Raw genomic sequence first — 24,397 nt, 5'->3', positions numbered from 1 at the left:
AATTAATTCTTAAATTAACTACATGTCTTCACGCAGAGTATTTTGCTAGAATTGCGCTGCAATAGGAGAACTCATGCAAATTTTTAGCTATCAGCCCCCCAGTATTCCTTGGTTAGATATTCGATATATCGACCGAGATATTATCATTATCAATAAGCCATCAGGCTTGCTATCTAATCCAGGGATCGCTGAATACACCCACGATTGTGCACTCACACGGCTGCAACAGCGCTTTAAAGATGCCATATTAGTGCACCGTTTAGACTGTGCAACATCTGGCATTATGGTATTTGCACGTAATAAGAAGGCAGAGTCGAGCCTCAAGACCCAATTTCAAAACAGACAAACGCAAAAAACCTACATTGCAGAAGTCGATGGCATACTGAAACAACAAAGCGGTGTTATTGAGCTTGCTATCGCGGCGGATAAACTTAACCCACCCAAACAGATAGTCAGTGCCTCTGGTAAAACTGCCATTACTCACTACAAAGTACTGGCTCAAAAGCCTGCGAGTTGTTTAGTCGAGCTAAAACCTGTCACCGGTAGAACCCATCAATTACGCGTACATATGCTCGCACTTGGGCATACCATTTTGGGGGATGACTTCTATGGTGAAGATCAAGTGATCAACGCTGCAAAGAGACTACAGCTACACGCACAAACTTTAAGCTTTACCCACCCTTACTCAGGCAAAGCCATGCAGTTTAGCAGTGCGCATCCTTTCTCAAGCAGTTTGAAATAAAAAAAGAAAAGGGGCCAACGCCCCTTTTCTTTCTGTAGAAGACTGCCTCACCCGAAGCAGTGCTCAATTAAATGATTACAATTTTATGCCGCTTCTACATTAACTTTGGCGGTGTAATAACAGTGATTTGAATTACAGAACTTGAGATCTTTACCTTCAGTAAACATAAAGTATTCACCAAAAATATTCCCCCCCTTGTCTTCAAGCTTGATGCCCTCTTCAGTTTGTTTTGAGATCATTTCATCTAAACTATGGCAACCGTCGAGATACCAGGTCTCCAAGTAATACCTACCCGATTGCTTATAAAGGGTTATATTGTCTCCTAGCAAAGGTCTTTCATCAGTCCAACGGCCAACGACCTCACGAGATTGGAGTTCGTCTTCTCGCCAAGATAAACGTCTACGCTTTTCAACGACTGACAATTCCATCTCTTTGAGTTTTGCTTCTTTCTCAATTTGAATAACTTCATCTGCCTTATTGCGTACAAGAGCCATCAGCTAGTTTTCTCCCTTAAAAAGCATTTGTAATATTTTTGTTTACAACACCAAGTATAAACAAATAAATCAATCACAAGGTTACCGCTACCTTTTAACAGAAAGTGTATCGTACTAAAAAATTTAAAACGCGATATAAATCACTTTCTATGCATTACTTTAGTAAATACGCATCAAAAGACAAGCACAAACTCCCCCTCATCATCTTTTAATCTTTCCCAACCAAATCTGATATAACGTTACGCTCTGGTTGAATAGTTTTAAAAATACGACAGGAGTTCAGATGACATTTAATCGCCGACTGTTTTTAAAAATTGCAGGGGTCATGCCGGTATGAACTTCTTAATGCTCTGGCGCATACTATATCGCCTAAGAAATGCCGAGCCATTATATCGAGACATTTATGACCACGCTTCATGGTCTGTTGTGAATATTTTGAGTGAAGTGTCAGTCAATAACCGTAGTAATTCAGTTAATTTACCCGATTTTATGCGTGGTGCATGGCAAACAGATAAACCACTTGGGATTATCGGCCCGTAAGCTGCACTATCAACCACAAAAAAGCCCGTTCACCTAGGTGAACGGGCTTTTAGTTTAAAGCGATAACGATTTAATTAAGCGTTCTCTTTTCGCTCTGCCGCTTCACACGCCGCAGCAGTAAAGATAACGTCAGTCGAGCTATTTAAGCCAGTCTCAGCTGAATCTTGAATAACGCCAATGATAAAGCCTACTGCAACCACCTGCATAGCCACATCATTTGAAATACCAAATAAGCTACATGCTAATGGAATAAGCAGCAGTGAGCCACCGGCGACACCTGATGCACCACAAGCAGAAACCCCTGCGACTACACTTAACAAAATAGCGGTAAGTAGATCAACTTGAATTCCCATCGTATTTGCAGCAGCAAGCGTCAAAATAGTAATAGTGATCGCTGCGCCGCCCATGTTAATGGTCGCACCTAAAGGAATTGAAACAGAGTAAGTATCTTCATGCAGCTTAAGCTTTTCACACAAGGCCATATTTACCGGAATGTTGGCCGCACTCGAGCGAGTGAAGAAGGCTGTTACGCCACTTTCACGAAGACAAGTAAATACTAATGGGTATGGATTACGACGAATTTTAAAGTACACAATTGCAGGGTTAATAATTAACGCCATAATTGCCATCGCAGCAAGCAATACAAGAAGTAGGTGCATGTAACCTGCAATCGCAGTAAAACCTGTTGTTGCGAATGTTGCTGATACAAGACCAAAAATACCAATCGGTGCTAAACGTATGATGAAACGAACCATCTGAGATACGCCATGACTCACATCGGCAAACACTTGCTTAGTTGAATCCGTAGCATGATGAAGCGCTAAGCCTAAACCCACACCCCAAGCTAAAATACCGATATAGTTGCCAGTCAATACGGCATTAACCGGGTTATCGACAAGTTGGAACAGTAGAGTATGGATCACCTCACCAATGCCTTCTGGTGGTGATGCCTGCGCTGCATCTAACGATAATGCCAGTGTGGTAGGAAACAAGAAGCTCATTAACACTGCGGTGACTGCAGCCGAAAATGTGCCAAACAGATATAAGATCACAATTGGACGCATATTGGTTTTAGCATTTTTCTTCTGGTTAGCAATCGATGCCGCCACCAAGATAAACACTAAGATAGGTGCAATTGCTTTTAAGGCGCCAACAAACAGCTCACCTAAAAAAGCCACACTCTCAGCACCACTTTTTGATACGGTTGCTAAAATAACACCAGCAACAATACCCACGAGAATTTGTAGCACTAAACTGCCGTCTGCCAATCGGGCAAACAAAGATGTTTTTTGTTTCATTAGTTAACCTGTCGTTTTTATAGTATGCAACTATTCCATTTAAGCTCACCATTAGGCAAACCTTAAATAAAATTAATCTCCCTTCGACACAGTTTGTATCGGAAGTGGCAACTATTGTCTAGCTTTGCCTGACAAATAGACTCGGATATTACTCACGATTAACATATTGCTAATAAGGTCCTAAAGATTAGCCTTATCCACGGCCTTCTCTGCCCCGCGTAACATGGCGTCAATCAACTCATGAGCACAAAACTTTGTTAGCGCCTCATTAGCTCCTACTTGATGAGCCTGGCTGACGCTGATTTCGCTAGAAAGTGAGGTGTGTAAGATAATATAGGCAGGTGCAATCGCTGGATTATTCTTAACTTCAAATGCCAGCTCATAACCATCGAGTCCAGGCATCTCGATATCACTCACTAAAATATCAATGGCGTGATTATCGCGCTCAGCTTGCTGCATTATCGACAGAGCCTCCTTACCATCAGCAGTCACCTGATACGGAATATTAATGCTGTCTAGTGCGTCGCTAAGCTGCTTACGTGCCACTTTAGAGTCATCAACCAACAAAATATTGAGTGGCTTAAGACACTCTCGCTGGACGTCTGTAAGGATCGCTCGACTTGTTTCAGGACTAGCCGGAAAGACTTTAGACAGTAGCAGTTCAACATCGAGTAGCTGCACCAGCTTACCTTCGATTTTAGTCACGCCAGTAAGATATGCATTCTTCCCCAAATTACTGGGCGGTTTTTCGATATCACGCCAGTTACATTCTATAATCTTGTCGATTGAACGAACTAAAAAACCAATCACCATTCTTTGGCAGTCGGTAATAATAATATAGCTATCTGCTAGCTCCTCTTTACTAATCGGTCGATAACCAACGGCGGCGGCCATATCTACAATGGGAATGGTGGCGCCTCGGATGTTAGCCGCCCCTAAAATCGTTGGGTGGGAATGAGGAATAGCGCTCAATGGGGTGTAGGGAACCAATTCGCGTATTTTTAAGGTGCCCAAGGCAAATAACTGTGTCAGAGACAGTTGAAACAAGAGTAAGCCTTGAGATTGACTCGCTTTGCTCTTCATTTTATTACCTGTTATTGCTTCCATCTTAGTGCAGCCACTTACTATCTAATAGGTTTGAGCAAACTCTAACTCAATCATAATAAGCACACAATTAAAGCTGCGATTCAATCGGCAATAATGCGATGCAATCGACGAGAAACTTACGCCATAGCCCAGCGTCGGGTTCGGTATAGATTTTTCGCTGATAAAAATCATCAAACCAGACTATCTCCCCCTCCTCGACAACCAATCGATATGTATTTTTCGCTAAGCTAGCCTCGATTCCACCGACGACTTCACCAGCCAGATCTTGGTTATCAATAATTAAGCCCATCTCAGTATTCAACCATGCCGAACGTGGATCAAAGTTAAAAGAGCCAACGAAGATTGAGCGCTTATCTATGATGAAGGTTTTAGCATGCAAACTACTCTTAGAGCTCCCTGTCCAGCTACTACTCTTCTTCTGCTCTGGATTAGCTTTGACTTCATAGATTTTTACACCCGCCTCCAATAACTGTTGTCGATACTGCCGATACCCAGCATGAACAGCCAGCACATCGGTTGCGGCTAAACTATTAGTTAAAATGGTAATATCAATCCCAGCCTTAGCCGACTCTATAATGTTCATACTCCCCTCTCGTGTTGGTACAAAATAGGGAGAAACAATAAAAACATCTTGTTTTGCTTGCTGCAAAAACTCGCCAAGATCGGCCAAAATACTATCACTATCTAATTGATGATTTTGTTTGTCCGGCTGGTCATAAACCAGTTTTGCACTGCCCCAATACCAGTGCAAAGCATGATTTTGCATCTGAGAAATGAGTTCACTACTCAATAAACGTGTCATGTAGGGGTTAGACTGATATGCAGCTTTTTCTGACTCAACGACCGCCAATGCATCGGCGATCTCCTCCGCCGTCACTCTGTGGGGGATCAGCGCTCCAACCTCAACCGTCAATGGCGAGTTCCAATAAAGATCAAATTGATCTGAAACCTCATCGACGGCGCTACCTATGGCCATTAGATCAAAATCACCAAACTCCACACTGGTGTCATTTGAAAAGTACTCATTACCGATATTGCGACCACCAACAACGCTGATCGTATTATCAACGGTTAACGATTTATTGTGCATACGATGATTCAACCGAGAAAATCCTGCAACAAAGGCGATATTCCGAAAATCCCTCTCTGCCGATGGATTATAGAGGCGAACCTGAATATTCTCGTGCTCGGCCAGCATAACGAGGGCTTCATCGGCATTTTTAACGGCCATATCATCGAGTAAAATACGGACTCTGACACCACGCTGTGCTGCATCGATTAAATGCCAAGTTAATAATCTACCGGTATCATCGCCGCGGTAGATGTAATACTGCAGATCAATACTGGCGGTTGCAGCATTGACTAAGGCGAGGCGTGCAATAAAGGCATCAATACCATCGGTGAGAGGTAAAACGCCTGTTTGCTGAGGATGCGCCTTCACATCGGCTTGAACATATTGAACCAATGGCCAATTAGGCTGAACAGCTAACTTTGTGGTGACTGCTTTATCGGGGAAAACGGGAGAGGATTGGCAGCCAATTAACACACTCATGGCTGCCCAAAGTAAAACTATTTTAAAAAAGGTAAGTGCATGCAATCCATTTGCATTCATTTTATTATTCTATTGCTGAGCCTTAGTTAATCTTGTAACGCATAAAGCACATCGAATGCAAATTGATCCCAACCTTCTGCGCTAAATGCAATATCGCGCACAGCTCTAACCTGACTTACTGCATGCAAAGGTGCAGCGCCATTATCCATAAGATAGTAAGCCATTATGAGACCCGTTCTATCCTTACCTGAGCGGCAATGAATAAGTACGGTTTTGTCTTGCGCCTCGCACTCTCGGATAAATGCCAGTGCTTTAGGCACCTGTTCGACACAATAGTCTAAGTCTTCCGGCTTAGGCGGAATATTACGAGAAAAAGGCACACATAGGTAATCCAACCCCGCGCCAGTAAGCTCTGCTTCAATACAATCTTCACCATGATTAACGGATATAATGGCATCGATCCCTGCAGCTTTTAACTCAAGTAGATCCCAAGGATCTTTATTGGGTCCGCTGCGCCCAGCAATTTGTCCGTCAACTAACCAAAATAGGTGCTGCATAGTATTTCCTAAATAAATGATGAGTTTCAAATGACATAAAATCGCCAAGAGAATACCTAAAGCTTAAATGTGACGCTATGGCTTTATTACTGAGCGGGATGATCCATGGTAAAAAAACAGCGCTAATCCACAAAAATGGCAATTCTTATATCAAAAAGGACTCATTAAGAGTCCATTTTGATATGCGATAGGAAAACTTAAATGCTGCTTAAGGTTTCTTTGTCCAAACGTCGGCATTTGCCTTTGGTAACTTATTTCGATTCTTCTTACCTGTTCCAGCAGGTTTAGCCATAGGCTTTAGATCACGGGATGGGCAGTCTTCAGGCGCCTCTGCATCCGCTTCAAAACCAGGGATCTGCTCACGCTCTAATCTCAGTTTGTTTTTCTTTTCAATCAACTTAAAGTGTTGATACTCATCGTGAGAAATCAAACTCATTGCTAGACCTGCTTCGCCTGCACGGCCACTTCGACCAATACGATGCATATAATCAGCAGGACTTCTTGGCAGTTCAAAGTTGATCACAATTGGCAATTTTTCAATATCAATACCGCGGGCAGCAATATCGGTGGCAATCAACACACTGATCTCACCAGACTTGAAACCCTCTAATACACGATTACGTGCACCTTGGCCTTTATCACTGTGGAACACTTCGGCGGTAATGCCTGCGTTCTCTAGCTTTTGCGCAAGTCGGTTACAGCTGTACTTAGCACTGGCAAAGATCAATACCTGCTGCCATTGATTGTCTTTGATAAGCTCCGCAAGTAAAGCCGTTTTGCGATTACGGTTAACCGTGATTACACGCTGAACCAGTGTGCTCTCTTCGCTGCTTTGTAACTGTACTTCTACTGGGTTATTCAGTAGAGAATCAGTAAGCTCACGCACTTCTTCTGGGAAAGTTGCAGAAAATAGTAATGTCTGTTTAGTCTTTGGCAGCTTTGCTAAAAGCTCATTAAGCTCTTCGGTAAAACCAAGACTTAACATGCGATCGGCTTCATCCAGCACCAACGTAGTGGTTTTATCCAGTTTTAGCGCATTGCTTGAAATGAGATCGATCAACCGTCCAGGAGTCGCAACAACAATGTCGGCACCGCCGCGTAGGCTTAGCATTTGAGTATTCGTTGATACGCCGCCATATACCGCTAGCGTTTTTAGGTTAGGCTTAATGAGCTGAGAATAGCGCATAAAGCTATCGGCAACCTGCTGCGCTAACTCACGAGTCGGCACCAAGATTAAACTCGATACGTAGTTCCCCTCTTTAGCTCGAGGCTTTGCTTGGGCAATCTTTTGAATGATTGGCAACGCAAAAGCGGCTGTTTTACCTGAGCCTGTTATTGCGCCACCAAGCACATCCTTGCCGTTTAGCACAGCAGGAATAGTGTGTGACTGAATAGCTGTCGGCGTTGTATAACTCAGCAGTTTAAGCGTTTCGAGCAACTCAGGCATAAGCCCTAGTTGAGTAAAATCACTGTGAGTCGGTTTGCTAGCCACAGTGGGAGTTGCTGCTTTGTCGATTGAAGATACTGACTGAGTCATAATGTACGGGTAAACGCCTAATCAAAAATAAGGCGCCTATTCTACGCTAATATCCACTTAAAAGCTTATTTTTGATCTGATTTTACGCTGACATTTTAAAGCGGGTATTGACCAGATGATTTCAAACCCCAGCCCTCACTCGAGTCACCCTCAACTTATCTCAACTTCTCTCAATTCCTAATTAGACTATCCCTTCGAGTTTAAGCCTTCGAGTTTAAGTAATTTCTGCTTCAAGTCGATGCCATAAGCATAGCCAGTAAGTGTACCATTTTTACCTATCACTCTATGGCAAGGCACAATAATCGCAATGGGATTGGCGCCATTTGCGGTGCCCACCGCTCTCACCGCTTTAGGACGATTAATACGACTAGCAATATCTGCGTAGCTGCAGCTTTCGCCATATTCAAGCTCACTTAATGCATGCCAAACCTGACATTGAAACTCAGTGCCTTTAGGGGCGAGTTTTACCTCAAATTGGCGACGCGCTCCATCAAAGTACTCCGTCAGCTCAAGCTGAGCCTGTAAAAGGTGTTGTTTGGCGAGATGATAACTATCGCAACCGCCATTCTCTGCACATGCGCCAGCGCCCATTAATGCTTGGTTAGTATCAACTTCTCTTGATAACCATTCATCCCCTTGCTGTGGAATAAAGTTAACGTGAGTGATGCCCTCTGCATTAGCGCACACAGAGAGCGCGCCGAACTCGGATTTAAAATTCAATTTAGCTAATGGCAGTAACGGTTTATTCATGAAAGGTTCCAAAGCTGAAATGTGAGATAACTGCCCCATGGAGCAACGTGTTTGGCAAGCTCTTGAGTTAGCTCATCATAGCCATTTGATGTTGCTAACTTATCCGCCTTTGCGGCATAAAGACTTAGCACGCGTTTTTTAACCACAAGATCGCCGCACAGTAAAACATCGGGATAACTCAAGCCACGCATTTTGGCGTAGGCGGTAGTCCATGGTCCAATACCTTTTATCGATAGCCATTGCTCAACCTCAGCTTCTGGGTTATCACTGACAAACTGACCTAGGGCATTGAGCGCACTCTTCCTGACTCCAGGCATTTTTAGCTCGTTTAATTCGGCTTTCGCTATCGTCTCAGGTAATGGAAATAGCGTCACTTGCTTTGCGCCAATCAAGCGCTGCTCCCCGTAGGCAAGTACTAACTGATTCAGTAGCTTAGAGGCCTGTATAATACTGACCTGTTGCCCTAATATAGCTCGGCACCCTGCTTCAAATGCAGACCATACCCCAGGTAAACGTAACCCTGGGATCATCTGTTTTCCTAAAGGGTCTAGCGATGCAAGCACACTGTCGATCTCAAGCACGTTGGCATCTAAGTCCAATACCCTACGAATGCTGCTAATAATGAAACTAAGCTGGGAAAGGCCTGACTCATTATCTAACACAATATCGACATTGAACACATTCGCCTTTGCATCTAGCTTGGCATTGAAGTAACCACTAACTCCATTTAAGGTGAAACTTCGACCATAACTAAGTGGATCTTCAAGCCACTCCATTTGCTCTACGGCACGAACCTCATAAAAGCGATGCTGTTGCGTCCAGGCAAGTGGCGGACGATAGCTAAGCTGTAATCGCAATGTAATTTGTCCTTGTTGTTGCAACTCGTCAGATGGTGGCCTTTTTGTGGACGCTTTTCTCAGCGCTGAGGGAGTTAATTGCAATGCTTGCTTAAAGACTTCATTAAAGCGTCGAATACTGTTAAAGCCCGCCGCAAATGCGACTTGAGTGATACTCAGCTGGGTTTGATGCAATAATTGCTTTGCAAACATGAGTTGTCGGTATTGCACATAACCTTTAACCGAGACCCCCATTTTCTCGCTAAAAAGTTTTCTGAGGTAACGGCTGCTAATCCCTAACCGCTCAGACAGAGCCTCTACGCTCAGCCCATCATCCCCAGAAAGTTCTCCAGCATCGATTATGACCTTTGCCCGCTCTAAGGTAGTTTGTGTCCCCTTCCATGCATAAGAGAGTGGAGCGCTATCTGGCCGGCAACGTAGACAAGGCCTTAAGCCAGCATTTGCAGCTTGAAGAGCTGAATCAAAATACCGCACATTTTCTTCTTTTGGACTCACCGCAGGGCAAATTGGCCTACAGTAAATTTTGGTGGTAAATACCCCAATAAAAAACTGTCCATCAAACCTGGGATCTCGAGCTAATCTAGCCTTGCGGCATGCTTCTCTTTCAATCTTACAGTCGTGATTTAGCATTCCACAGTCCATAAAAACTCATTATGACTATAATCTTACGCAACCTGCCTGCTCATCACTAGCGGAAAACGGAACTGAATATAAGTTGGAAATAAATACCTCGGGTTTATTTACACTTAGCTGATTGATTCCTATATGCTGTCCCTTGTTACATTTTTCCAACACCTAAAAACTGACTGAGTAGTTACATGTTCAAACGATTTGAGTCTTGGGTTGACCCCTTCCCTAGCGCAGAACCACAACAGCCCCCTAAAGGGATCTATGCATTTTGCCGCCATTACACCCGCGGCTTTGAAGTTCCACTGGTTATCATGTCGATTCTAACGGCGCTGCTAGCCATTCTTGAAGTGTCTTTATTTGGTTTTATGGGGGATTTAGTTGATCTATTAATTAATAACGATCCCGATACTCTTTTTGAAAAAGAAGGCATGAAATTACTTGGAATGACACTATTGGTCATAGTCGTCATCCCGGTTTTGGTGTTGCTGCATGCCCTTATTGTCTATCAGGCGCTATTGAGTAATTACCCCATGTCGATCCGCTGGCTAGCCCATAGGTATCTGCTAAAACAAAGTGTCTCATTTTACCAAAGCGATTTCGCAGGCCGTGTTGCAACCAAGGTGATGCAAACCTCATTAGCCGTTAGAGAAACCGTCACTAAGCTATTAGATGTGTTGGTTTATATTCTGGTTTATTTCACCTCTATGGTGGTAATGATAGCGAAGGTGGATCTTAGATTGGTGCTGCCTATGCTTGTCTGGCTTGCTGTTTATATCGCTTTGCAATTTAGGTTCTTACCCAAGCTAAAAAAAGTGTCAACTGAACAAGCCGATGCTCGCTCAACAATGACGGGACGAATTGTCGATAGTTACACTAACATCGCCACGGTAAAGCTTTTCTCACACACCCAAGAAGAAGCCCAATACGCCAAAGGCAGCATGAAAACTTTTTTGCATACCGTATATAGACAGATGCGTTTAGTCACTTGGATTAATGTGAGTGTGCAGATCATCAACTACCTATTAGCCTTTGCTATTGCTGCTGTATCTATTTGGCTTTGGAGTGATAATGCGATTACGGTTGGTGCGATTGCGATTGCCATCAGTTTGGCGTTAAGGCTCAACGGTATGTCGCAATGGATCATGTGGGAAATTAGCTCGCTATTTGAGAACATTGGTACGGTTGCAGATGGTATGAATACGCTGTCAAAGCCTACCGATATCAATGACATCACTAATGCGCCTGAGCTAATTGTCCGTAAAGGAGCCATCGACTTTAATAATGTCAGTTTTCACTACGGTGAGGACTGCGGTGTGATTGATGAGTTAAATCTGAATATCAAAGCTGGCGAAAAAGTCGGTTTAGTGGGTCGTTCTGGCGCAGGTAAGTCAACTTTAGTTAATTTGCTTATGCGTTTTCATGACGTGGAGTCAGGTAGTATTACGATTGATAAACAAGATATTACTCAAGTCAAACAGGACTCACTTCGGACCCATATAGGCATGGTGACCCAAGATACCTCGTTACTGCACCGCTCTATTCGCGACAATATTCTTTACGGTAATCCTGATGCGAGTGATGAAGAGCTTGTACAAGCAATAAAAAACTCTCAAGCGTATGAGTTTATTCAAACCTTGAGCGATCCTGAGGGTAATCAAGGCTTAGATGCACAGGTCGGCGAACGCGGAGTTAAACTTTCAGGCGGCCAACGTCAACGTATTGCTATCGCGCGAGTTCTACTTAAAAACGCCCCGATCCTTCTCTTAGACGAAGCCACATCCGCATTAGACTCCGAAGTCGAAGCTGCAATACAAGAGAGTCTTTATCAACTAATGCAGGGAAAAACCGTCATTGCGATCGCGCATCGACTATCAACCATTGCTGCAATGGATCGATTAATTGTACTCGATGAAGGGAAAATCGTAGAGCAAGGGACGCATCAGGAGTTGATTCGCTCAGGTGGGATCTACGCACAACTTTGGGCACACCAAACGGGGGGATTTCTCGGCGTTGATTAACACCCGATAGTATTAAAGCCAAGTAACAACATATAGGAGCCATCAGTATTGATGGCTTTCAATGCGATATCCGAACGCCGATTGATATCGCCCCTTAAAAACCGACTCACTCAGCAAGCGACCAGCATATTCGAGTTTACCCAATTATATGAATGGTCCACTCTAGGCCTCTTTCTAATGGGCTAACAACTAGACTCTAACATCAGCTTACGCTGGTATCCTTACAAATAAATACCGCTGATAACTGAAATTCACGCGCAGTGTTAAATGACTTTACTGCTGCCATAATCAGAACACTTACCTATCCTTACGGTAGTACAAAGCACTCCCCTTGCGGCAACTAGGTGAGTAGCAGGGAATGTGTCAAATCAAACCTAGAGGCTGGAATGCTTTCGAAGCATTGTCAAAATTCAGATACAAAAAAACCACCTAAAGGTGGTTTATTTGTACTTATCATCTAAATGATAAATTTGGTGGAGCCTAGCGGGATCGAACCGCTGACCTCAACACTGCCAGTGTTGCGCTCTCCCAGCTGAGCTAAGGCCCCATTTCTGGTAAACATCCATGTTATTACTAACACGAATTTATAAATAGTGGTATCCCCTAGGGGATTCGAACCCCTGTTACCGCCGTGAAAGGGCGGTGTCCTAGGCCTCTAGACGAAGGGGACCCGGACTGCATTAGACTCTGCAAAGAGTGAATACTCATTAAGTTCTGTAGGCTAAAACTTAACGCTTGCTTTCCAATCACCCGACATACATCAAGTCATCGTAAAATAGTGGTATCCCCTAGGGGATTCGAACCCCTGTTACCGCCGTGAAAGGGCGGTGTCCTAGGCCTCTAGACGAAGGGGACCCGGACATATTGTTTTACTTCTAATATAACGAAGACCTATAAGTGACACTTTAGAAGGCTATTAAAGTGAAACCGCCGTGCTGCTTTTAATAAAAATAGCACGGTGTCCTAGGCGCTCTCTTCTTTAACTCGAAGGGGACCCGGACTGCATTAGACTCTGCAAAGAGTGAATACTCATTAAGTTCTGTAGGCTAAAACTTAACGCTTGCTTTCAAACTACCGACATTCATCAGTAATTTTAAAATAGTGGTATCCCCTAGGGGATTCGAACCCCTGTTACCGCCGTGAAAGGGCGGTGTCCTAGGCCTCTAGACGAAGGGGACCCGGACATATTGTTTTACTTCTAATATAACGAAGACCTATAAGTGACACTTTAGAAGGCTATTAAAGTGAAACCGCCGTGCTGCTTTTAATAAAAATAGCGCGGTGTCCTAGGCGCTCTCTTCTTTAACTCGAAGGGGACCCGGACTGCATTAGACTCTGCAAAGAGTGAATACTCATTAAGTTCTGTAGGCTAAAACTTAACGCTTGCTTTCCAATCACCCGACATTCATCAAGTCATCGTAAAATAGTGGTATCCCCTAGGGGATTCGAACCCCTGTTACCGCCGTGAAAGGGCGGTGTCCTAGGCCTCTAGACGAAGGGGACCCGGACATATTGTTTTACTTCTAATATAACGAAGACCTATAAGTGACACTTTAGAAGGCTATTAAAGTGAAACCGCCGTGCTGCTTTTAATAAAAATAGCGCGGTGTCCTAGGCGCTCTCTTCTTTAACTCGAAGGGGACCCGGACTGCATTAGACTCTGCAAAGAGTGAATACTCATTAAGTTCTGTAGGCTAAAACTTAACGCTTGCTTTCAAACTACCGACATTCATCAGTAATTTTAAAATAGTGGTATCCCCTAGGGGATTCGAACCCCTGTTACCGCCGTGAAAGGGCGGTGTCCTAGGCCTCTAGACGAAGGGGACCCGGACTGCATTAGACTCTGCAAAGAGTGAATACTCATTAAGTTCTGTAGGCTAAAACTTAACGCTTGCTTTCCAATCACCCGACATACATCAAGTCATCGTAAAATAGTGGTATCCCCTAGGGGATTCGAACCCCTGTTACCGCCGTGAAAGGGCGGTGTCCTAGGCCTCTAGACGAAGGGGACCCGGACTGCATTAGACTCTGCAAAGAGTGAATACTCATTAAGTTCTGTAGGCTAAAACTTAACGCTTGCTTTCCAATCACTCGACATACATCAAGTCATCGTAAAATAGTGGTATCCCCTAGGGGATTCGAACCCCTGTTACCGCCGTGAAAGGGCGGTGTCCTAGGCCTCTAGACGAAGGGGACCCGGACTGCATTAGACTCTGCAAAGAGTGAATACTCATTAAGTTCTGTAGGCTAAAACTTAACGCTTATCTTTAGTTAGATGGTGGAGCCTAGCGGGATCGAACCGCTGACCTCAACACTGCCAGTGTTGCGCTCTCCCAGCTGAGCTAAGGCCCCTCACTAACTAAAACACTTTTGAGTGCACCGCGAACTATTCGTTGCCTGTGTCTCAACTGCGTGGCGCATTCTATGCAGCGCACCCAAAAGAGTCAACCCGTTTTTTATGAATTTACTCTATTTGCTACAAATTCAATCGCTTTGGAGATTCTTTGTTCGCAACGAGCCTTTCCAACCAAGAATAAGGTTAAATCTACAGCAGGTGACATACCTGCGCCGGTAACAGCAACGCGCAATGGCATACCGACTTTACCCATTCCAACGTCTAATTCACTCGCTGTATCTTCAATTGCCTGGTGAATAGCTTCTAAAGTCCATTCATTTAATGCAGCTAACTTAGACTGAATAAGAGTTAGTGGCTCAAGTGCTACACCTCTAAGGTGTTTTTTAGCGGCAGTTTCTTCAAACTCAGCGAAGTCTTCGAAGAAATAGCGACTAGAAGCAGCAAGCTCTTTTAATGTCTTAGCACGTTCTGATAAAGCTGAAACCACTTCAGAAAGTTTTGGACCATTGCTTGTATCAATGTTTTGATCAGCCATGTGCCACTCAAGATGAGAAGCTACATATTCTGGATCCATTTCTTTAATATAGTGCTGGTTCAACCAAATCAGTTTATCTGTATTAAAAGCAGAAGCTGCTTTATTGATATCATCAAGGCTAAAGAACTGCTTCATCTCTTCAATTGAGAACACTTCTTGATCTCCATGAGACCAGCCTAAACGAACAAGGTAGTTAAGCAGTGCCTCTGGCAAGAAACCGTCATCGCGGTACTGCATCACACCGACTGCACCATGACGCTTAGATAATTTAGCTCCATCATCACCTAGGATCATAGCAACATGAGCATATTCAGGTACTGGTGCGCCAAGTGCTTTAAGGATGTTTATTTGACGAGGCGTATTGTTGATATGGTCTTCACCACGTACAACACAAGTAATCCCCATATCCCAATCGTCAACAACCACACAGAAGTTATAAGTAGGCGTACCTTCCGTACGTGCGATAATTAGATCATCTAATGTACTGTTTGCAAATTCGATACGGCCACGTACATGATCATCAAAAACAACACTACCTTCTGTAGGGTTTTTGAAACGCACTACAAATGGTTCATCTGTATCGCGTGGAGCCTTATCACGACAACAGCCATCATATTTTTGCTGTTCACCGTTTGCAGCTTGCTCTTCACGCATCGTTTCAATACGCTCACGACTACAATAACACTTATAAGCAGTCCCCTGCTCTAGCATCTGTGCAATGATTTCGTTGTAACGGTCAAAACGCTTGGTTTGATAATATGGACCTTCATCCCAGTTAAGGTTAAGCCACTCCATGCCTTCTAAAATAGCGGCACATGCTTCAGGAGTTGAACGTTCAATATCGGTATCTTCAATACGTAAAACAAACTCACCTTGGTTTGCGCGTGCATATAACCATGAATAAAGTGCTGTACGAGCACCACCAACGTGCAAAAAGCCAGTAGGGCTTGGAGCAAAACGCGTCTTAATTGTCATAATGGGATACTGACCTATGTAGAAAGTCTAAATAATAGACTGTACTAATGAATGTGGCGCATATTCTAACAGCCAAAAGGGCTAGGGAAAATAGATCTACTACTATATGGCAAATTTTGTGGCAAAAATCCGCCTTTCTTCATATAAGAGCTTTCTCGAGATTGCCTCATTACAAATGAGGCGACTACACGAGACTTATGAATAGGAAAGATTATAGGCAGAGTACCTTTTATAGTGAGAAGGAAAAGTGAAAAACAAATAGTGAAGAGTAAACTCTAGCTTAAACTGCCCTCCTCGCTTTTAATAATTGGTAAAACAAACGCTCTAAATCCAATAAAACCCCTTTAAGGAAATATCAGCCTACAATTTTATCGCGAGGGAAGTTGCAATCAAGGTTAGCAAGCTAGCTAATTTTCAACCAATTTTTGCTATAATCGCTCTTCTCTGATTAACTATGCAGCAACACGCGCAAAATTGAACCGCACTCGTTATTTTATCTAAAAAAAGCGTTGACAGTAGATCGTTCCTCCCTATAATACGGCCCCACACAGCGAGGTCGATTAGCTCAGCTGGGAGAGCACCTCCCTTACAAGGAGGGGGTCACTGGTTCGAGCCCAGTATCGACCACCATTCTTTTTTAAAAGAATTAAATCATTGTGTAAATCCCAGGTCGATTAGCTCAGCTGGGAGAGCACCTCCCTTACAAGGAGGGGGTCACTGGTTCGAGCCCAGTATCGACCACCATTCTTTTCGTAAAGAATTAAAACATTATGAAATCCCAGGTCGATTAGCTCAGCTGGGAGAGCACCTCCCTTACAAGGAGGGGGTCACTGGTTCGAGCCCAGTATCGACCACCATTCTTTTCATAAAGAATTAAAACATTATGAAATCCCAGGTCGATTAGCTCAGCTGGGAGAGCACCTCCCTTACAAGGAGGGGGTCACTGGTTCGAGCCCAGTATCGACCACCATTCTTTTCATAAAGAATTAAAACATTATGAAATCCCAGGTCGATTAGCTCAGCTGGGAGAGCACCTCCCTTACAAGGAGGGGGTCACTGGTTCGAGCCCAGTATCGACCACCATTCTTTTCATAAAGAATTAAAACATTATGAAATCCCAGGTCGATTAGCTCAGCTGGGAGAGCACCTCCCTTACAAGGAGGGGGTCACTGGTTCGAGCCCAGTATCGACCACCATTCTTTTCATAAAGAATTAAAACATTATGAAATCCCAGGTCGATTAGCTCAGCTGGGAGAGCACCTCCCTTACAAGGAGGGGGTCACTGGTTCGAGCCCAGTATCGACCACCATTCTTTTCATAAAGAATTAAAACATTATGAAATCCCAGGTCGATTAGCTCAGCTGGGAGAGCACCTCCCTTACAAGGAGGGGGTCACTGGTTCGAGCCCAGTATCGACCACCATTCTTTTCGTAAAGAATTAAAACATTATGAAATCCCAGGTCGATTAGCTCAGCTGGGAGAGCACCTCCCTTACAAGGAGGGGGTCACTGGTTCGAGCCCAGTATCGACCACCATTCTTTTCGTAAAGAATTAAAACATTATGAAATCCCAGGTCGATTAGCTCAGCTGGGAGAGCACCTCCCTTACAAGGAGGGGGTCACTGGTTCGAGCCCAGTATCGACCACCATTCTTTTCATAAAGAATTAAAACATTATGAAATCCCAGGTCGATTAGCTCAGCTGGGAGAGCACCTCCCTTACAAGGAGGGGGTCACTGGTTCGAGCCCAGTATCGACCACCATTTTCTACATTCAAAACTCCTCATTTTTTCTGTATTTCCCTAAATAAATTTCACCGTTTCTTTGTCACTCAAGAATGTTCTCTACTATTCTTTTAGAATAACGTATCACCGGATAAATCTTATGGCAGACGTCAGCCAATCCGCTTCCTTAGCCAGTATTGCCGCTTACTTAAAGCTCACTTGCCAATACGATCAAGAGACTGCACTTGTGGAAGCAAAATCAGTTATGCAAAACTTAGTTAAAATGCGTCAGAAAGGCTTTATTACTGGTTGGTATTTTGATGAGAACGGTCACCTTGAGCTGTTACCCAGCGACCAAGTTATGCAACTGATAAATCCTAATAAATAGAGGGGGGTCTGCAGTTCGAAGCTGTTAAAGCCTTAATTGCAAACTGCAATTCACATTTACTGAAAAACAATAGAGCTCGCGCCCTGCCCCTCTTTACAGATTTGCTATGACTCCATCACTAACGGACCTGACGAAGACTTTGGCTGGATAAGCTTAAATACCACTAAGGCAAGTACTGATAATCCAAGTACCGAACCTAATACTACCCCTTGCCAGCCCCATACCAGCCAAAACGGCAATAAATAGGGACCGCCGATTGCTGCGCCTAAGTAATAGCTACAAAGATACAATGCCGTCGCTTTTGCTCTGTGCTGCTTTGCTCGATAGGCAACCCAGGCGTTACAGCTACTATGAATTAAGAAGAAACCAAAGGCTGAGATCAAAAAGCCTGCAAAGATCGCTCCTAAGCTATCGAATAGAGTGAGCAGGCTCCCTGAAAGTAACGCCAGCACAGAATAGATAAAAACTCGCTTTAGTCCTAGCTGGCCAACCCACTTAGCCGAACGATAAGAAGCATAGGTCCCACTCAGGTAGCAAACAAAAATAAGTGTCACTTCAAAACGCCCTAGGTAAAACGGGCTGTCCATCAAATGAAGCTGAATATAGCTAAACTGGTTTACCATCACCATGAAAGCCAGCCCACCAACAAGGTATATAAGCCGTAACTTAGGATCGGCTAAATGATGACAAAAACCATTAAAGTCGGAACGTTTTAGCGGCCACTTACTCAATTCAATCTCAGGCTTAACAAAATGGCTCTTTGGCAACAGATAGCTCACAATAAGCGTACCAATCAAAGAAACCGCTGTTAATAAAGCCATAGCTTGCTGCCAGTCTAGATACTGCGCCATGCCTCCGCCTAACAGACGCCCCGCTATACCACCAATACTATTGGCCGCAATGTAGATCGCCCCGGCTTTTAACAGAGCATTATTGCCTAACTCGTCTTTAAAATAAGCCATAGCCATAGCGGGAACAGAGGCAAGCAATGCCCCCTGCACCATTCTAAGTAATATCAGTTGATTAAACTCAGTAATGAACAGTGCACAAAAATCTAGCGCAACCAGAAGGTACAAACTGACTAAGATAGGTTTTTTACGGCCGACACGATCGGAAAGCACAGCAAATAACAGAAGTGAGAATGCCATGGTGAAACTGGTTACCGACAACAGTAGCGTTGCATGGCTTTTTGATACAGAAAAGGAGTCCGCAATCAATGGCAACATGCCTTGGACTAAATATAGGTTGATAAAAATAACCATAGAAGCGAGAGATAAGCTAATGATTAAGCGGATCTCGTTAGTATCTTGCCTCTGGTGAGTAAGGGGATTCATGGGTAACTAACTCAAAGTGTTTCATTACTCGATAGCATATCAAGGGCACCCACATAAGAATAACAACTAAAAAACCCAATAGTTATTGATTTTTGTTATAGTGAATTAAAAGTAGATCCTTATTAAAGGGCAGTTTTAATATTGAGCCGAAAGATAAGCTCTGCCCACCACAAAATAATGCAGCTTAGGAAAATAGATAGAGTCGACATGGATATTAGGCAATTAAAATACTTAGATGCATTAATTACTGCAGGTAGCTTCACCAAAGCCGCCGAGCGGCTCAATATGGCACAGCCCGCATTGAGTCAAAGTATTAAGCGCCTAGAGCAAGAGTTAGGAGTCACTCTAGTTGATAGAGGTGCCAATAAAAGCAGTAAGACGCTTTCGTTAACTGCCGAGGGCAGCGCACTGCATCAACATGCCAAATTAATCATTAAAAATATGGCACAGGCTGAAGCGCACATAAAATCGATGGCCAACCTAACTATGGGCGAAGTGAGAGTCGCGGTGCCCGGTATGCTAGGCTCATTTTATCTACCCAGACGTTTAATGGCATTTCGGCACCGCCACCCTGAACTTAAATTGTCACTATTTGAAGGCGGTACTCGCGATACTTTAAAAATGCTACAGAATGAAGATGTTGATATCGCTATTATTACCGCCAATGATCTAACCGATGAGTTTGACAGTCACCTTCTTTTGCAAGAGCAAATGGTGGTTGCGGTTGGTAGAGAGCACCCGTTAGCCAAGTCTGATGCCGTGACTTTAGAGGAGTTTTTTCAACATGAACTGGTATTCTTTAAGCCCGGATACTTCCACCGAGAGTGGATGCTAGAACAAGCAGAGCAGTTAGGCCTCACTGCAAATATTGCTTTTGAAACTAATCTGATTAACCTCATTAAACAAGTGGTTGCCCAAGAATATGGCATTACCACAGTGTTAGAGATGGTGATAGAAAAGCACGATAACATTTGTGCAAAACCTTTCATCCCACCTATTTTTCTCGACTTGCATATCGCTTGGAAAAAACAGCGCCCTATCAGCCAAGCCGACAGGGCATTCGTCGAGTTTCTAATGCTAAACCGTTAGCTCGCATCCAATTGATTTTCTGGCATGGCATCAATAAACATCAGCCAGGTTAAGCTGTGCGCGTTTTCGCGCTCAATATATTATACCAATCACATATTTAGTACGATTGGTATTAGCCAAGCCAGCAGGGCGTTCGTTGAGTTTCTAATGCAAAATCGTTATACCGCGTCAGCCTGATTCTCTGGCACAGCATCGATAAAAGCTTGCAAGGTTAAGCAGTGCGCGTTTACGCGCTCAATATTGGGATAGGCGCTCATATCAACCTTAAAGCGCTTAGCATTATACACCTGTGGCACCAAACAGATGTCGGCAAGGGTTGGCCTATCACCAAAGCAAAAAACGCCGCTATGCCGCGCTAATTGCTTTTCCAATGCAGTAAAGCCCTCTTTAACCCAATGATGATACCAAGCCGTTTTTTTCTCATCCGCAATATCGAGCTCGCAGGCCAAGTACTGCAGCACTTTTAAGTTATTCAGCGGATGAGTCTCACAAGCAACCATTAACGCCATAGCGCGAACGATAGACTTGTCGAACGGCGCACTAGGTAGTAGTGACGCCTCTGGATAAACTTCATCAAGATATTCAATTATCGCTAAGGATTGAGTTAACACGCGCTGCTCGCCATTTTCTTCAATCATTAAGCTTGGTACTAGCTCTTGTGCATTCATTTGCGCATAAGCCTCGTGATGCTGCTCTCCACCATCATTAACCAGATGAACAGAGGTTTGCTCTGCAACCAGTGACTTTAGATTCATCGCGATACGAACGCGATAGGCGGCGCTAGAGCGCCAGTAACCATAGAGTTTCATCTTCGTATGATCCTTTTGACAGAATATTCGTTACACATAGAAACAACATTTAGAAAAAAGGCTAACTCCCAAGAATTAGCCTTTTATCAATATTCTCAAGACAACACCTTATCAGACTTTATATTCGACCACTTGCTGATCGATCGAACCAAAAATGCTGTTATTGTCGTCATCGAGCATCTCGATACGTACCCGATCACCAAACCCCATAAAAGGAGTCGACGGCTTCCCTTCTGCGATGGTCTCCAACATACGAGTCTCGGCTAAGCAACTGGACCCCGCACTGCGGTCATAATTTGAGATAGTGCCCGAACCGATAATCGCTCCCGCTCCCAGCGGACGTGTTTTAGCCACATGCGATACGAGTTGGCTAAAGTTAAACGTCATATCAACACCGGCATTTGGACGACCAAATAGTTCACTATTAAGATGAGTAATTAACGGCAGGTGGATCTTAGAGTCCTGCCACTTACCTTCTAGTTCATCGGGTGTCACTGCAACAGGTGAAAAGCTACTCGATGGCTTTGACTGGAAGAAGCCAAATCCCTTTGCCAGCTCACCTGGAATGAGGTTTCTTAACGATACATCGTTTACTAGCATCAGCAACTTAATATGCTGCGCGGCATTATCGACTGTGACGCCCATCGGCACATCATCAGTGATCACAGCAATTTCGGATTCAAAATCGATGCCCCACTCTTCACTTGCTAACGGAATATCCGCCTTGGGTGCGATAAAGCAGTCTGAGCCACCTTGATAGACTAAAGGATCTGTCCAAAATGTTTCCGGCATCTGGGCACCGCGCGCTTTACGTACTAACTCAACATGGTTAACGTAAGCGCTGCCATCGGCCCACTGATAGGCTCTTGGAAGCGGAGATAAACACTTTGATTCGTCAAAATCGACGGCGTTATCCATCATGCCACTGTTTAACGCATCATAGAGTTCTACCAATTGCGGGTTAAGTAGCTCCCAAGCATCCATTAACTGCTGCATCGTATGGGCAATAGCAGGCACAGCAACGGCTTTAGTCAAATCTTTGCTAACTAACATCAATTGACCGTCACGGCGACCATTGTTATAACTTGCTAACTTCATTCTTACTCCTAGTTGTTTGTGGTATGACTATCACCTTGTTGGTTTTCTATTGTGATGACAACACTCTATTGGCCTAAATAGAGCTTTGCCATAGAAATACATTAACTAGGAGGATAGTGGAATAGCGTGAGATAAATCACACTGACTAAACTGAACATCAACATTGTAAACTTATACTTACAGGCTATTAAAAATAGCCCGTAAGTATAATTTTTAGTCGCGAGTTGCTTATCAATACACCAACTCGCGGCAAGCCATTTTTACAGCGCTTTTTGTTTACTGATCTTATATTCGCGCAGTTTGTTAGCAATCGCGGTGTGCGATACCCCCAGTTTTTTAGCAAGCTGGCGCGTACTTGGGTAGGCGGGGTAAAGCCTTCGCAATAAGCTCGCTTCAAACTGTTTCATCGCCTCCTCTAAACTGCCCTCAAACTGATGGTCGAAGTATCCAAAACCTTCAGCATAAGAGGGTAACTTTAATTGCTCAACCGTTAGCTCTGCACTGCCATCCCACATTGATACCGCTCTAAAAATGGCATTTTTAAGCTGGCGAACGTTACCCGGCCACGCATAACCGAGAAGATGTTCACGACACTCCCCAGAGATACGACGTATCGGAATAGAGAGTTGCTGGCTGTAATGCTCCAAAAACATCTCAGTAAGCGGAATAATATCAACTTTGCGCTCACGCAAGGCGGGCACATGAAAGCTTAATACGTGGATACGATAATAGAGATCCTCTCTGAACTCGCCACTTTGACATAATTCGGCAAGATTCTTTTGGGTCGAACAGATGATCCGCACATCACTGCGGATCTCTTCATCGCCGCCAACACGTCTAAAGGTGCCATCTTGTATGAATCGTAATAGCTTAACCTGAGCCGACTTAGACATCTCAGCAATCTCATCGAGAAAGATTGTTCCGCCCTTAGCCTCTTCAATAAAACCACGTTTGACCACGTTACCATTGCTAACAAAGCCAAAAAGCTCCTCTTCAGCGGCACTGTCAGGCATGGCTGCACAGTTTATGGCGATGAAAGGGTGTTCACGGCGCATACTGGCATCGTGGCAGGCGCGAGACATCAGCTCTTTACCTGTGCCTGTTTCACCCGTAATGAGTAAAGGTGCATCAAGCTGCGCCATCCGACGAGCCTGAACCAACACCTCTTTCATCTTGTCACTTGTCGCGAGTACATTTTCAAAACCACTTGACTGATTTTGTAGCGCATTAAACTGTTTACCTAAGCGTGCTGGTGACTTAAGTGAAACCACTGCACCCGCTAAAATAGGGGTTTCACTGCCGCTATCAGGCAGGTAAATGGGTAACATTTCCGCAAGGTATTCATTTTCACCAATATTCACCCGTGTGGCCTGCGCTAAAACAGTTGACTCGCTCAGCCAACGGCTGAAATTAAAACCGTGTACCCAATGGTTTATTGATTCATCAATGACCTCATGCTCGGCCATACCCACCGTATGCAGTGCCGATTCATTAACAATACGGATCCGCCCTTTTACATCGATAGAGAACACCGAATCAGGTAGGGTTTTTAATAAGGTCTTAAGTGCGTAATGCTCTTGCTCCGACGGCATAAACGACACCGTACGAACATCATGAACACCTTCGACCTTTCGAATAAGTGGCAATAACTCACTGAGCATATCAAAACTAACTTCAGCAAATTGTAGATAGAGAAAACCTTGGTTGCTTGCATCGATGGCAAACAAATTGATCCCGTAGTCTTCCATGATCAATAAGATATCTTTGGCAAGACCGACACGGTCTAAACAGCTGACTTCCAAGCGCATACTATTGCAGTTCCCTTTTTTAAATACTCGTTATTGGGATAAAACAATCATCAGAAGCAAGTCACTCGATGAGTAAAATAGCCTTGAAAAGCAATACTCACTTCCGTAATTGCCTATACGTTAGAAGTTTATCTTTGCTGTGGCAAGGCTTGTTTACAGTGGTTTTGTAACATTTTACAAGGAAAGACCAACAAGGTTCTC

Annotated in this window: 17 protein-coding genes, 20 tRNA genes and 1 pseudogene; 16 read left to right on the top strand and 22 right to left on the bottom strand. The window is 44.0% G+C overall.

Features of this window, described 5'->3' with window-relative positions; translation table 11 throughout:
• The first annotated feature begins 73 nt into the window (after nucleotides 1-73).
• Nucleotides 74-742, top strand: coding sequence for an RluA family pseudouridine synthase (locus tag SHAL_RS08060; RefSeq protein ID WP_012276656.1), 669 nt, complete (start codon nucleotides 74-76; stop codon nucleotides 740-742).
• A gap of 83 nt (nucleotides 743-825) precedes the next feature.
• Here SHAL_RS08060 and SHAL_RS08055 read toward each other — a convergent pair whose 3' ends face one another.
• Complete coding sequence (locus tag SHAL_RS08055) at nucleotides 826-1,236, bottom strand: hypothetical protein (RefSeq protein WP_012276655.1); 411 nt, start codon at nucleotides 1,234-1,236, stop codon at nucleotides 826-828.
• 321 nt (nucleotides 1,237-1,557) lie between these two features.
• Between SHAL_RS08055 and SHAL_RS08050 the strand changes: the two are divergent.
• Nucleotides 1,558-1,776, top strand: a pseudogene (locus tag SHAL_RS08050) (alpha-N-acetylgalactosaminidase); the annotation flags it as partial.
• A 74-nt stretch (nucleotides 1,777-1,850) separates the two neighbouring features.
• Here SHAL_RS08050 and sstT read toward each other — a convergent pair.
• The 7 genes from sstT to SHAL_RS08015 all read right to left on the bottom strand — a co-directional run bounded on the left by sstT (nucleotide 1,851) and on the right by SHAL_RS08015 (nucleotide 10,064).
• Nucleotides 1,851-3,074, bottom strand: coding sequence for a serine/threonine transporter SstT (gene sstT, locus SHAL_RS08045; RefSeq protein WP_012276653.1), 1,224 nt, complete (start codon nucleotides 3,072-3,074; stop codon nucleotides 1,851-1,853).
• A 180-nt stretch (nucleotides 3,075-3,254) separates the two neighbouring features.
• Nucleotides 3,255-4,157 carry a chemotaxis protein CheV gene (locus SHAL_RS08040; RefSeq protein WP_012276652.1) on the bottom strand — a complete coding sequence of 301 codons (903 nt, stop codon included), beginning with the start codon at nucleotides 4,155-4,157 and terminating at the stop codon, nucleotides 3,255-3,257.
• Between the two features lie 91 nt (nucleotides 4,158-4,248).
• Nucleotides 4,249-5,733, bottom strand: coding sequence for a phospholipase D-like domain-containing protein (locus SHAL_RS08035; RefSeq protein ID WP_223296255.1), 1,485 nt, complete (start codon nucleotides 5,731-5,733; stop codon nucleotides 4,249-4,251).
• A gap of 86 nt (nucleotides 5,734-5,819) precedes the next feature.
• Nucleotides 5,820-6,290 (bottom strand): phosphatase domain-containing protein, encoded by a 471-nt coding sequence (locus SHAL_RS08030; RefSeq protein WP_012276650.1) that lies wholly within the window; start codon nucleotides 6,288-6,290, stop codon nucleotides 5,820-5,822.
• 208 nt (nucleotides 6,291-6,498) lie between these two features.
• Nucleotides 6,499-7,737 carry a DEAD/DEAH box helicase gene (locus SHAL_RS08025; protein ID WP_086020050.1) on the bottom strand — a complete coding sequence of 413 codons (1,239 nt, stop codon included), beginning with the start codon at nucleotides 7,735-7,737 and terminating at the stop codon, nucleotides 6,499-6,501.
• Between the two features lie 276 nt (nucleotides 7,738-8,013).
• Nucleotides 8,014-8,577, bottom strand: coding sequence for a methylated-DNA--[protein]-cysteine S-methyltransferase (locus SHAL_RS08020; RefSeq protein WP_012276648.1), 564 nt, complete (start codon nucleotides 8,575-8,577; stop codon nucleotides 8,014-8,016).
• Nucleotides 8,574-10,064: an Ada metal-binding domain-containing protein gene (locus tag SHAL_RS08015; protein ID WP_041415916.1), complete on the bottom strand. Its 1,491-nt coding sequence runs from the start codon at nucleotides 10,062-10,064 to the stop codon at nucleotides 8,574-8,576. Before SHAL_RS08015 ends, SHAL_RS08020 begins: the two co-directional genes overlap by 4 nt.
• A gap of 188 nt (nucleotides 10,065-10,252) precedes the next feature.
• On the opposite strand from SHAL_RS08015, the gene SHAL_RS08010 reads away from it, so the two are divergent.
• Nucleotides 10,253-12,082, top strand: coding sequence for an ABC transporter ATP-binding protein (locus SHAL_RS08010; protein ID WP_012276646.1), 1,830 nt, complete (start codon nucleotides 10,253-10,255; stop codon nucleotides 12,080-12,082).
• A gap of 471 nt (nucleotides 12,083-12,553) precedes the next feature.
• Here the strand turns inward: SHAL_RS08010 and SHAL_RS08005 are convergent.
• From SHAL_RS08005 to gltX, 10 genes are all read right to left on the bottom strand, one after another.
• Nucleotides 12,554-12,629, bottom strand: a tRNA-Ala gene (locus SHAL_RS08005).
• Between the two features lie 47 nt (nucleotides 12,630-12,676).
• Nucleotides 12,677-12,752: transfer RNA gene (locus SHAL_RS08000), tRNA-Glu, on the bottom strand.
• Nucleotides 12,753-12,861: 109 nt separating this feature from the next.
• Nucleotides 12,862-12,937: transfer RNA gene (locus SHAL_RS07995), tRNA-Glu, on the bottom strand.
• Nucleotides 12,938-13,184: 247 nt separating this feature from the next.
• Nucleotides 13,185-13,260 (bottom strand) — tRNA-Glu (locus SHAL_RS07990).
• A gap of 249 nt (nucleotides 13,261-13,509) precedes the next feature.
• Nucleotides 13,510-13,585, bottom strand: a tRNA-Glu gene (locus SHAL_RS07985).
• 247 nt (nucleotides 13,586-13,832) lie between these two features.
• Nucleotides 13,833-13,908, bottom strand: a tRNA-Glu gene (locus SHAL_RS07980).
• 109 nt (nucleotides 13,909-14,017) lie between these two features.
• A tRNA-Glu gene (locus SHAL_RS07975) sits at nucleotides 14,018-14,093 on the bottom strand.
• Between the two features lie 109 nt (nucleotides 14,094-14,202).
• Nucleotides 14,203-14,278: transfer RNA gene (locus SHAL_RS07970), tRNA-Glu, on the bottom strand.
• Between the two features lie 80 nt (nucleotides 14,279-14,358).
• Nucleotides 14,359-14,434, bottom strand: a tRNA-Ala gene (locus SHAL_RS07965).
• A gap of 104 nt (nucleotides 14,435-14,538) precedes the next feature.
• The gene (gene gltX, locus SHAL_RS07960; protein ID WP_012276645.1) at nucleotides 14,539-15,948 is read right to left on the bottom strand and encodes a glutamate--tRNA ligase; all 1,410 of its coding nucleotides are present in this window, start codon (nucleotides 15,946-15,948) and stop codon (nucleotides 14,539-14,541) included.
• A 554-nt stretch (nucleotides 15,949-16,502) separates the two neighbouring features.
• Between gltX and SHAL_RS07955 the strand changes: the two genes are divergently transcribed.
• The 12 genes from SHAL_RS07955 (at nucleotide 16,503) to SHAL_RS07900 (ending at nucleotide 18,058) form a co-directional block, all read left to right on the top strand.
• Nucleotides 16,503-16,578: transfer RNA gene (locus tag SHAL_RS07955), tRNA-Val, on the top strand.
• Nucleotides 16,579-16,616: 38 nt separating this feature from the next.
• Nucleotides 16,617-16,692 (top strand) — tRNA-Val (locus SHAL_RS07950).
• Nucleotides 16,693-16,729: 37 nt separating this feature from the next.
• Nucleotides 16,730-16,805: transfer RNA gene (locus SHAL_RS07945), tRNA-Val, on the top strand.
• Between the two features lie 37 nt (nucleotides 16,806-16,842).
• Nucleotides 16,843-16,918, top strand: a tRNA-Val gene (locus tag SHAL_RS07940).
• A gap of 37 nt (nucleotides 16,919-16,955) precedes the next feature.
• Nucleotides 16,956-17,031: transfer RNA gene (locus tag SHAL_RS07935), tRNA-Val, on the top strand.
• Nucleotides 17,032-17,068: 37 nt separating this feature from the next.
• A tRNA-Val gene (locus SHAL_RS07930) sits at nucleotides 17,069-17,144 on the top strand.
• A 37-nt stretch (nucleotides 17,145-17,181) separates the two neighbouring features.
• Nucleotides 17,182-17,257: transfer RNA gene (locus SHAL_RS07925), tRNA-Val, on the top strand.
• 37 nt (nucleotides 17,258-17,294) lie between these two features.
• Nucleotides 17,295-17,370 (top strand) — tRNA-Val (locus tag SHAL_RS07920).
• Between the two features lie 37 nt (nucleotides 17,371-17,407).
• Nucleotides 17,408-17,483: transfer RNA gene (locus tag SHAL_RS07915), tRNA-Val, on the top strand.
• A gap of 37 nt (nucleotides 17,484-17,520) precedes the next feature.
• Nucleotides 17,521-17,596: transfer RNA gene (locus SHAL_RS07910), tRNA-Val, on the top strand.
• Nucleotides 17,597-17,633: 37 nt separating this feature from the next.
• A tRNA-Val gene (locus tag SHAL_RS07905) sits at nucleotides 17,634-17,709 on the top strand.
• A 121-nt stretch (nucleotides 17,710-17,830) separates the two neighbouring features.
• Nucleotides 17,831-18,058, top strand: coding sequence for a hypothetical protein (locus tag SHAL_RS07900; RefSeq protein ID WP_012276644.1), 228 nt, complete (start codon nucleotides 17,831-17,833; stop codon nucleotides 18,056-18,058).
• Between the two features lie 104 nt (nucleotides 18,059-18,162).
• On the opposite strand, the gene SHAL_RS07895 is transcribed toward SHAL_RS07900, so the two are convergent.
• Nucleotides 18,163-19,392: an MFS transporter gene (locus tag SHAL_RS07895; protein WP_012276643.1), complete on the bottom strand. Its 1,230-nt coding sequence runs from the start codon at nucleotides 19,390-19,392 to the stop codon at nucleotides 18,163-18,165.
• Between the two features lie 207 nt (nucleotides 19,393-19,599).
• On the opposite strand from SHAL_RS07895, the gene SHAL_RS07890 reads away from it, so the two are divergent.
• Nucleotides 19,600-20,481, top strand: a complete 882-nt coding sequence (locus tag SHAL_RS07890) for a LysR family transcriptional regulator (RefSeq protein ID WP_041415914.1) — start codon at nucleotides 19,600-19,602, stop codon at nucleotides 20,479-20,481.
• A 158-nt stretch (nucleotides 20,482-20,639) separates the two neighbouring features.
• Here the strand turns inward: SHAL_RS07890 and maiA are convergent, their stop codons facing one another.
• The 3 genes from maiA to tyrR all read right to left on the bottom strand — a co-directional run bounded on the left by maiA (nucleotide 20,640) and on the right by tyrR (nucleotide 24,196).
• Entirely contained in the window at nucleotides 20,640-21,290 is a 651-nt protein-coding gene (gene maiA, locus SHAL_RS07885; RefSeq protein WP_012276641.1) for a maleylacetoacetate isomerase, read from the bottom strand.
• A 111-nt stretch (nucleotides 21,291-21,401) separates the two neighbouring features.
• Complete coding sequence (locus tag SHAL_RS07880; protein WP_012276640.1) at nucleotides 21,402-22,388, bottom strand: fumarylacetoacetate hydrolase family protein; 987 nt, start codon at nucleotides 22,386-22,388, stop codon at nucleotides 21,402-21,404.
• 260 nt (nucleotides 22,389-22,648) lie between these two features.
• Nucleotides 22,649-24,196 carry a transcriptional regulator TyrR gene (gene tyrR / locus SHAL_RS07875; RefSeq protein ID WP_012276639.1) on the bottom strand — a complete coding sequence of 516 codons (1,548 nt, stop codon included), beginning with the start codon at nucleotides 24,194-24,196 and terminating at the stop codon, nucleotides 22,649-22,651.
• Nucleotides 24,197-24,397 lie beyond the last annotated feature (201 nt).

The sequence above is a fragment of the Shewanella halifaxensis HAW-EB4 genome (assembly GCF_000019185.1).
GTDB classification, from domain to species: domain Bacteria; phylum Pseudomonadota; class Gammaproteobacteria; order Enterobacterales; family Shewanellaceae; genus Shewanella; species Shewanella halifaxensis.
This window is presented reverse-complemented; position numbering and strand designations above follow the sequence as displayed.

Bases quoted from the DNA above. Each gene is read 5' to 3' on its own strand.
- SHAL_RS08060 (WP_012276656.1), top strand. From the start codon at position 74: ATGCAAATTTTTAGCTATCAGCCCCCCAGTATTCCTTGGTTAGATATT.
- SHAL_RS08055 (WP_012276655.1), bottom strand. From the start codon at position 1,236: ATGGCTCTTGTACGCAATAAGGCAGATGAAGTTATTCAAATTGAGAAA.
- sstT (WP_012276653.1), bottom strand. From the start codon at position 3,074: ATGAAACAAAAAACATCTTTGTTTGCCCGATTGGCAGACGGCAGTTTA.
- SHAL_RS08040 (WP_012276652.1), bottom strand. From the start codon at position 4,157: ATGAAGAGCAAAGCGAGTCAATCTCAAGGCTTACTCTTGTTTCAACTG.
- SHAL_RS08035 (WP_223296255.1), bottom strand. From the start codon at position 5,733: ATGAGTGTGTTAATTGGCTGCCAATCCTCTCCCGTTTTCCCCGATAAA.
- SHAL_RS08030 (WP_012276650.1), bottom strand. From the start codon at position 6,290: ATGCAGCACCTATTTTGGTTAGTTGACGGACAAATTGCTGGGCGCAGC.
- SHAL_RS08025 (WP_086020050.1), bottom strand. From the start codon at position 7,737: ATGCCTGAGTTGCTCGAAACGCTTAAACTGCTGAGTTATACAACGCCG.
- SHAL_RS08020 (WP_012276648.1), bottom strand. From the start codon at position 8,577: ATGAATAAACCGTTACTGCCATTAGCTAAATTGAATTTTAAATCCGAG.
- SHAL_RS08015 (WP_041415916.1), bottom strand. From the start codon at position 10,064: ATGCTAAATCACGACTGTAAGATTGAAAGAGAAGCATGCCGCAAGGCT.
- SHAL_RS08010 (WP_012276646.1), top strand. From the start codon at position 10,253: ATGTTCAAACGATTTGAGTCTTGGGTTGACCCCTTCCCTAGCGCAGAA.
- gltX (WP_012276645.1), bottom strand. From the start codon at position 15,948: ATGACAATTAAGACGCGTTTTGCTCCAAGCCCTACTGGCTTTTTGCAC.
- SHAL_RS07900 (WP_012276644.1), top strand. From the start codon at position 17,831: ATGGCAGACGTCAGCCAATCCGCTTCCTTAGCCAGTATTGCCGCTTAC.
- SHAL_RS07895 (WP_012276643.1), bottom strand. From the start codon at position 19,392: ATGAATCCCCTTACTCACCAGAGGCAAGATACTAACGAGATCCGCTTA.
- SHAL_RS07890 (WP_041415914.1), top strand. From the start codon at position 19,600: ATGGATATTAGGCAATTAAAATACTTAGATGCATTAATTACTGCAGGT.
- maiA (WP_012276641.1), bottom strand. From the start codon at position 21,290: ATGAAACTCTATGGTTACTGGCGCTCTAGCGCCGCCTATCGCGTTCGT.
- SHAL_RS07880 (WP_012276640.1), bottom strand. From the start codon at position 22,388: ATGAAGTTAGCAAGTTATAACAATGGTCGCCGTGACGGTCAATTGATG.
- tyrR (WP_012276639.1), bottom strand. From the start codon at position 24,196: ATGCGCTTGGAAGTCAGCTGTTTAGACCGTGTCGGTCTTGCCAAAGAT.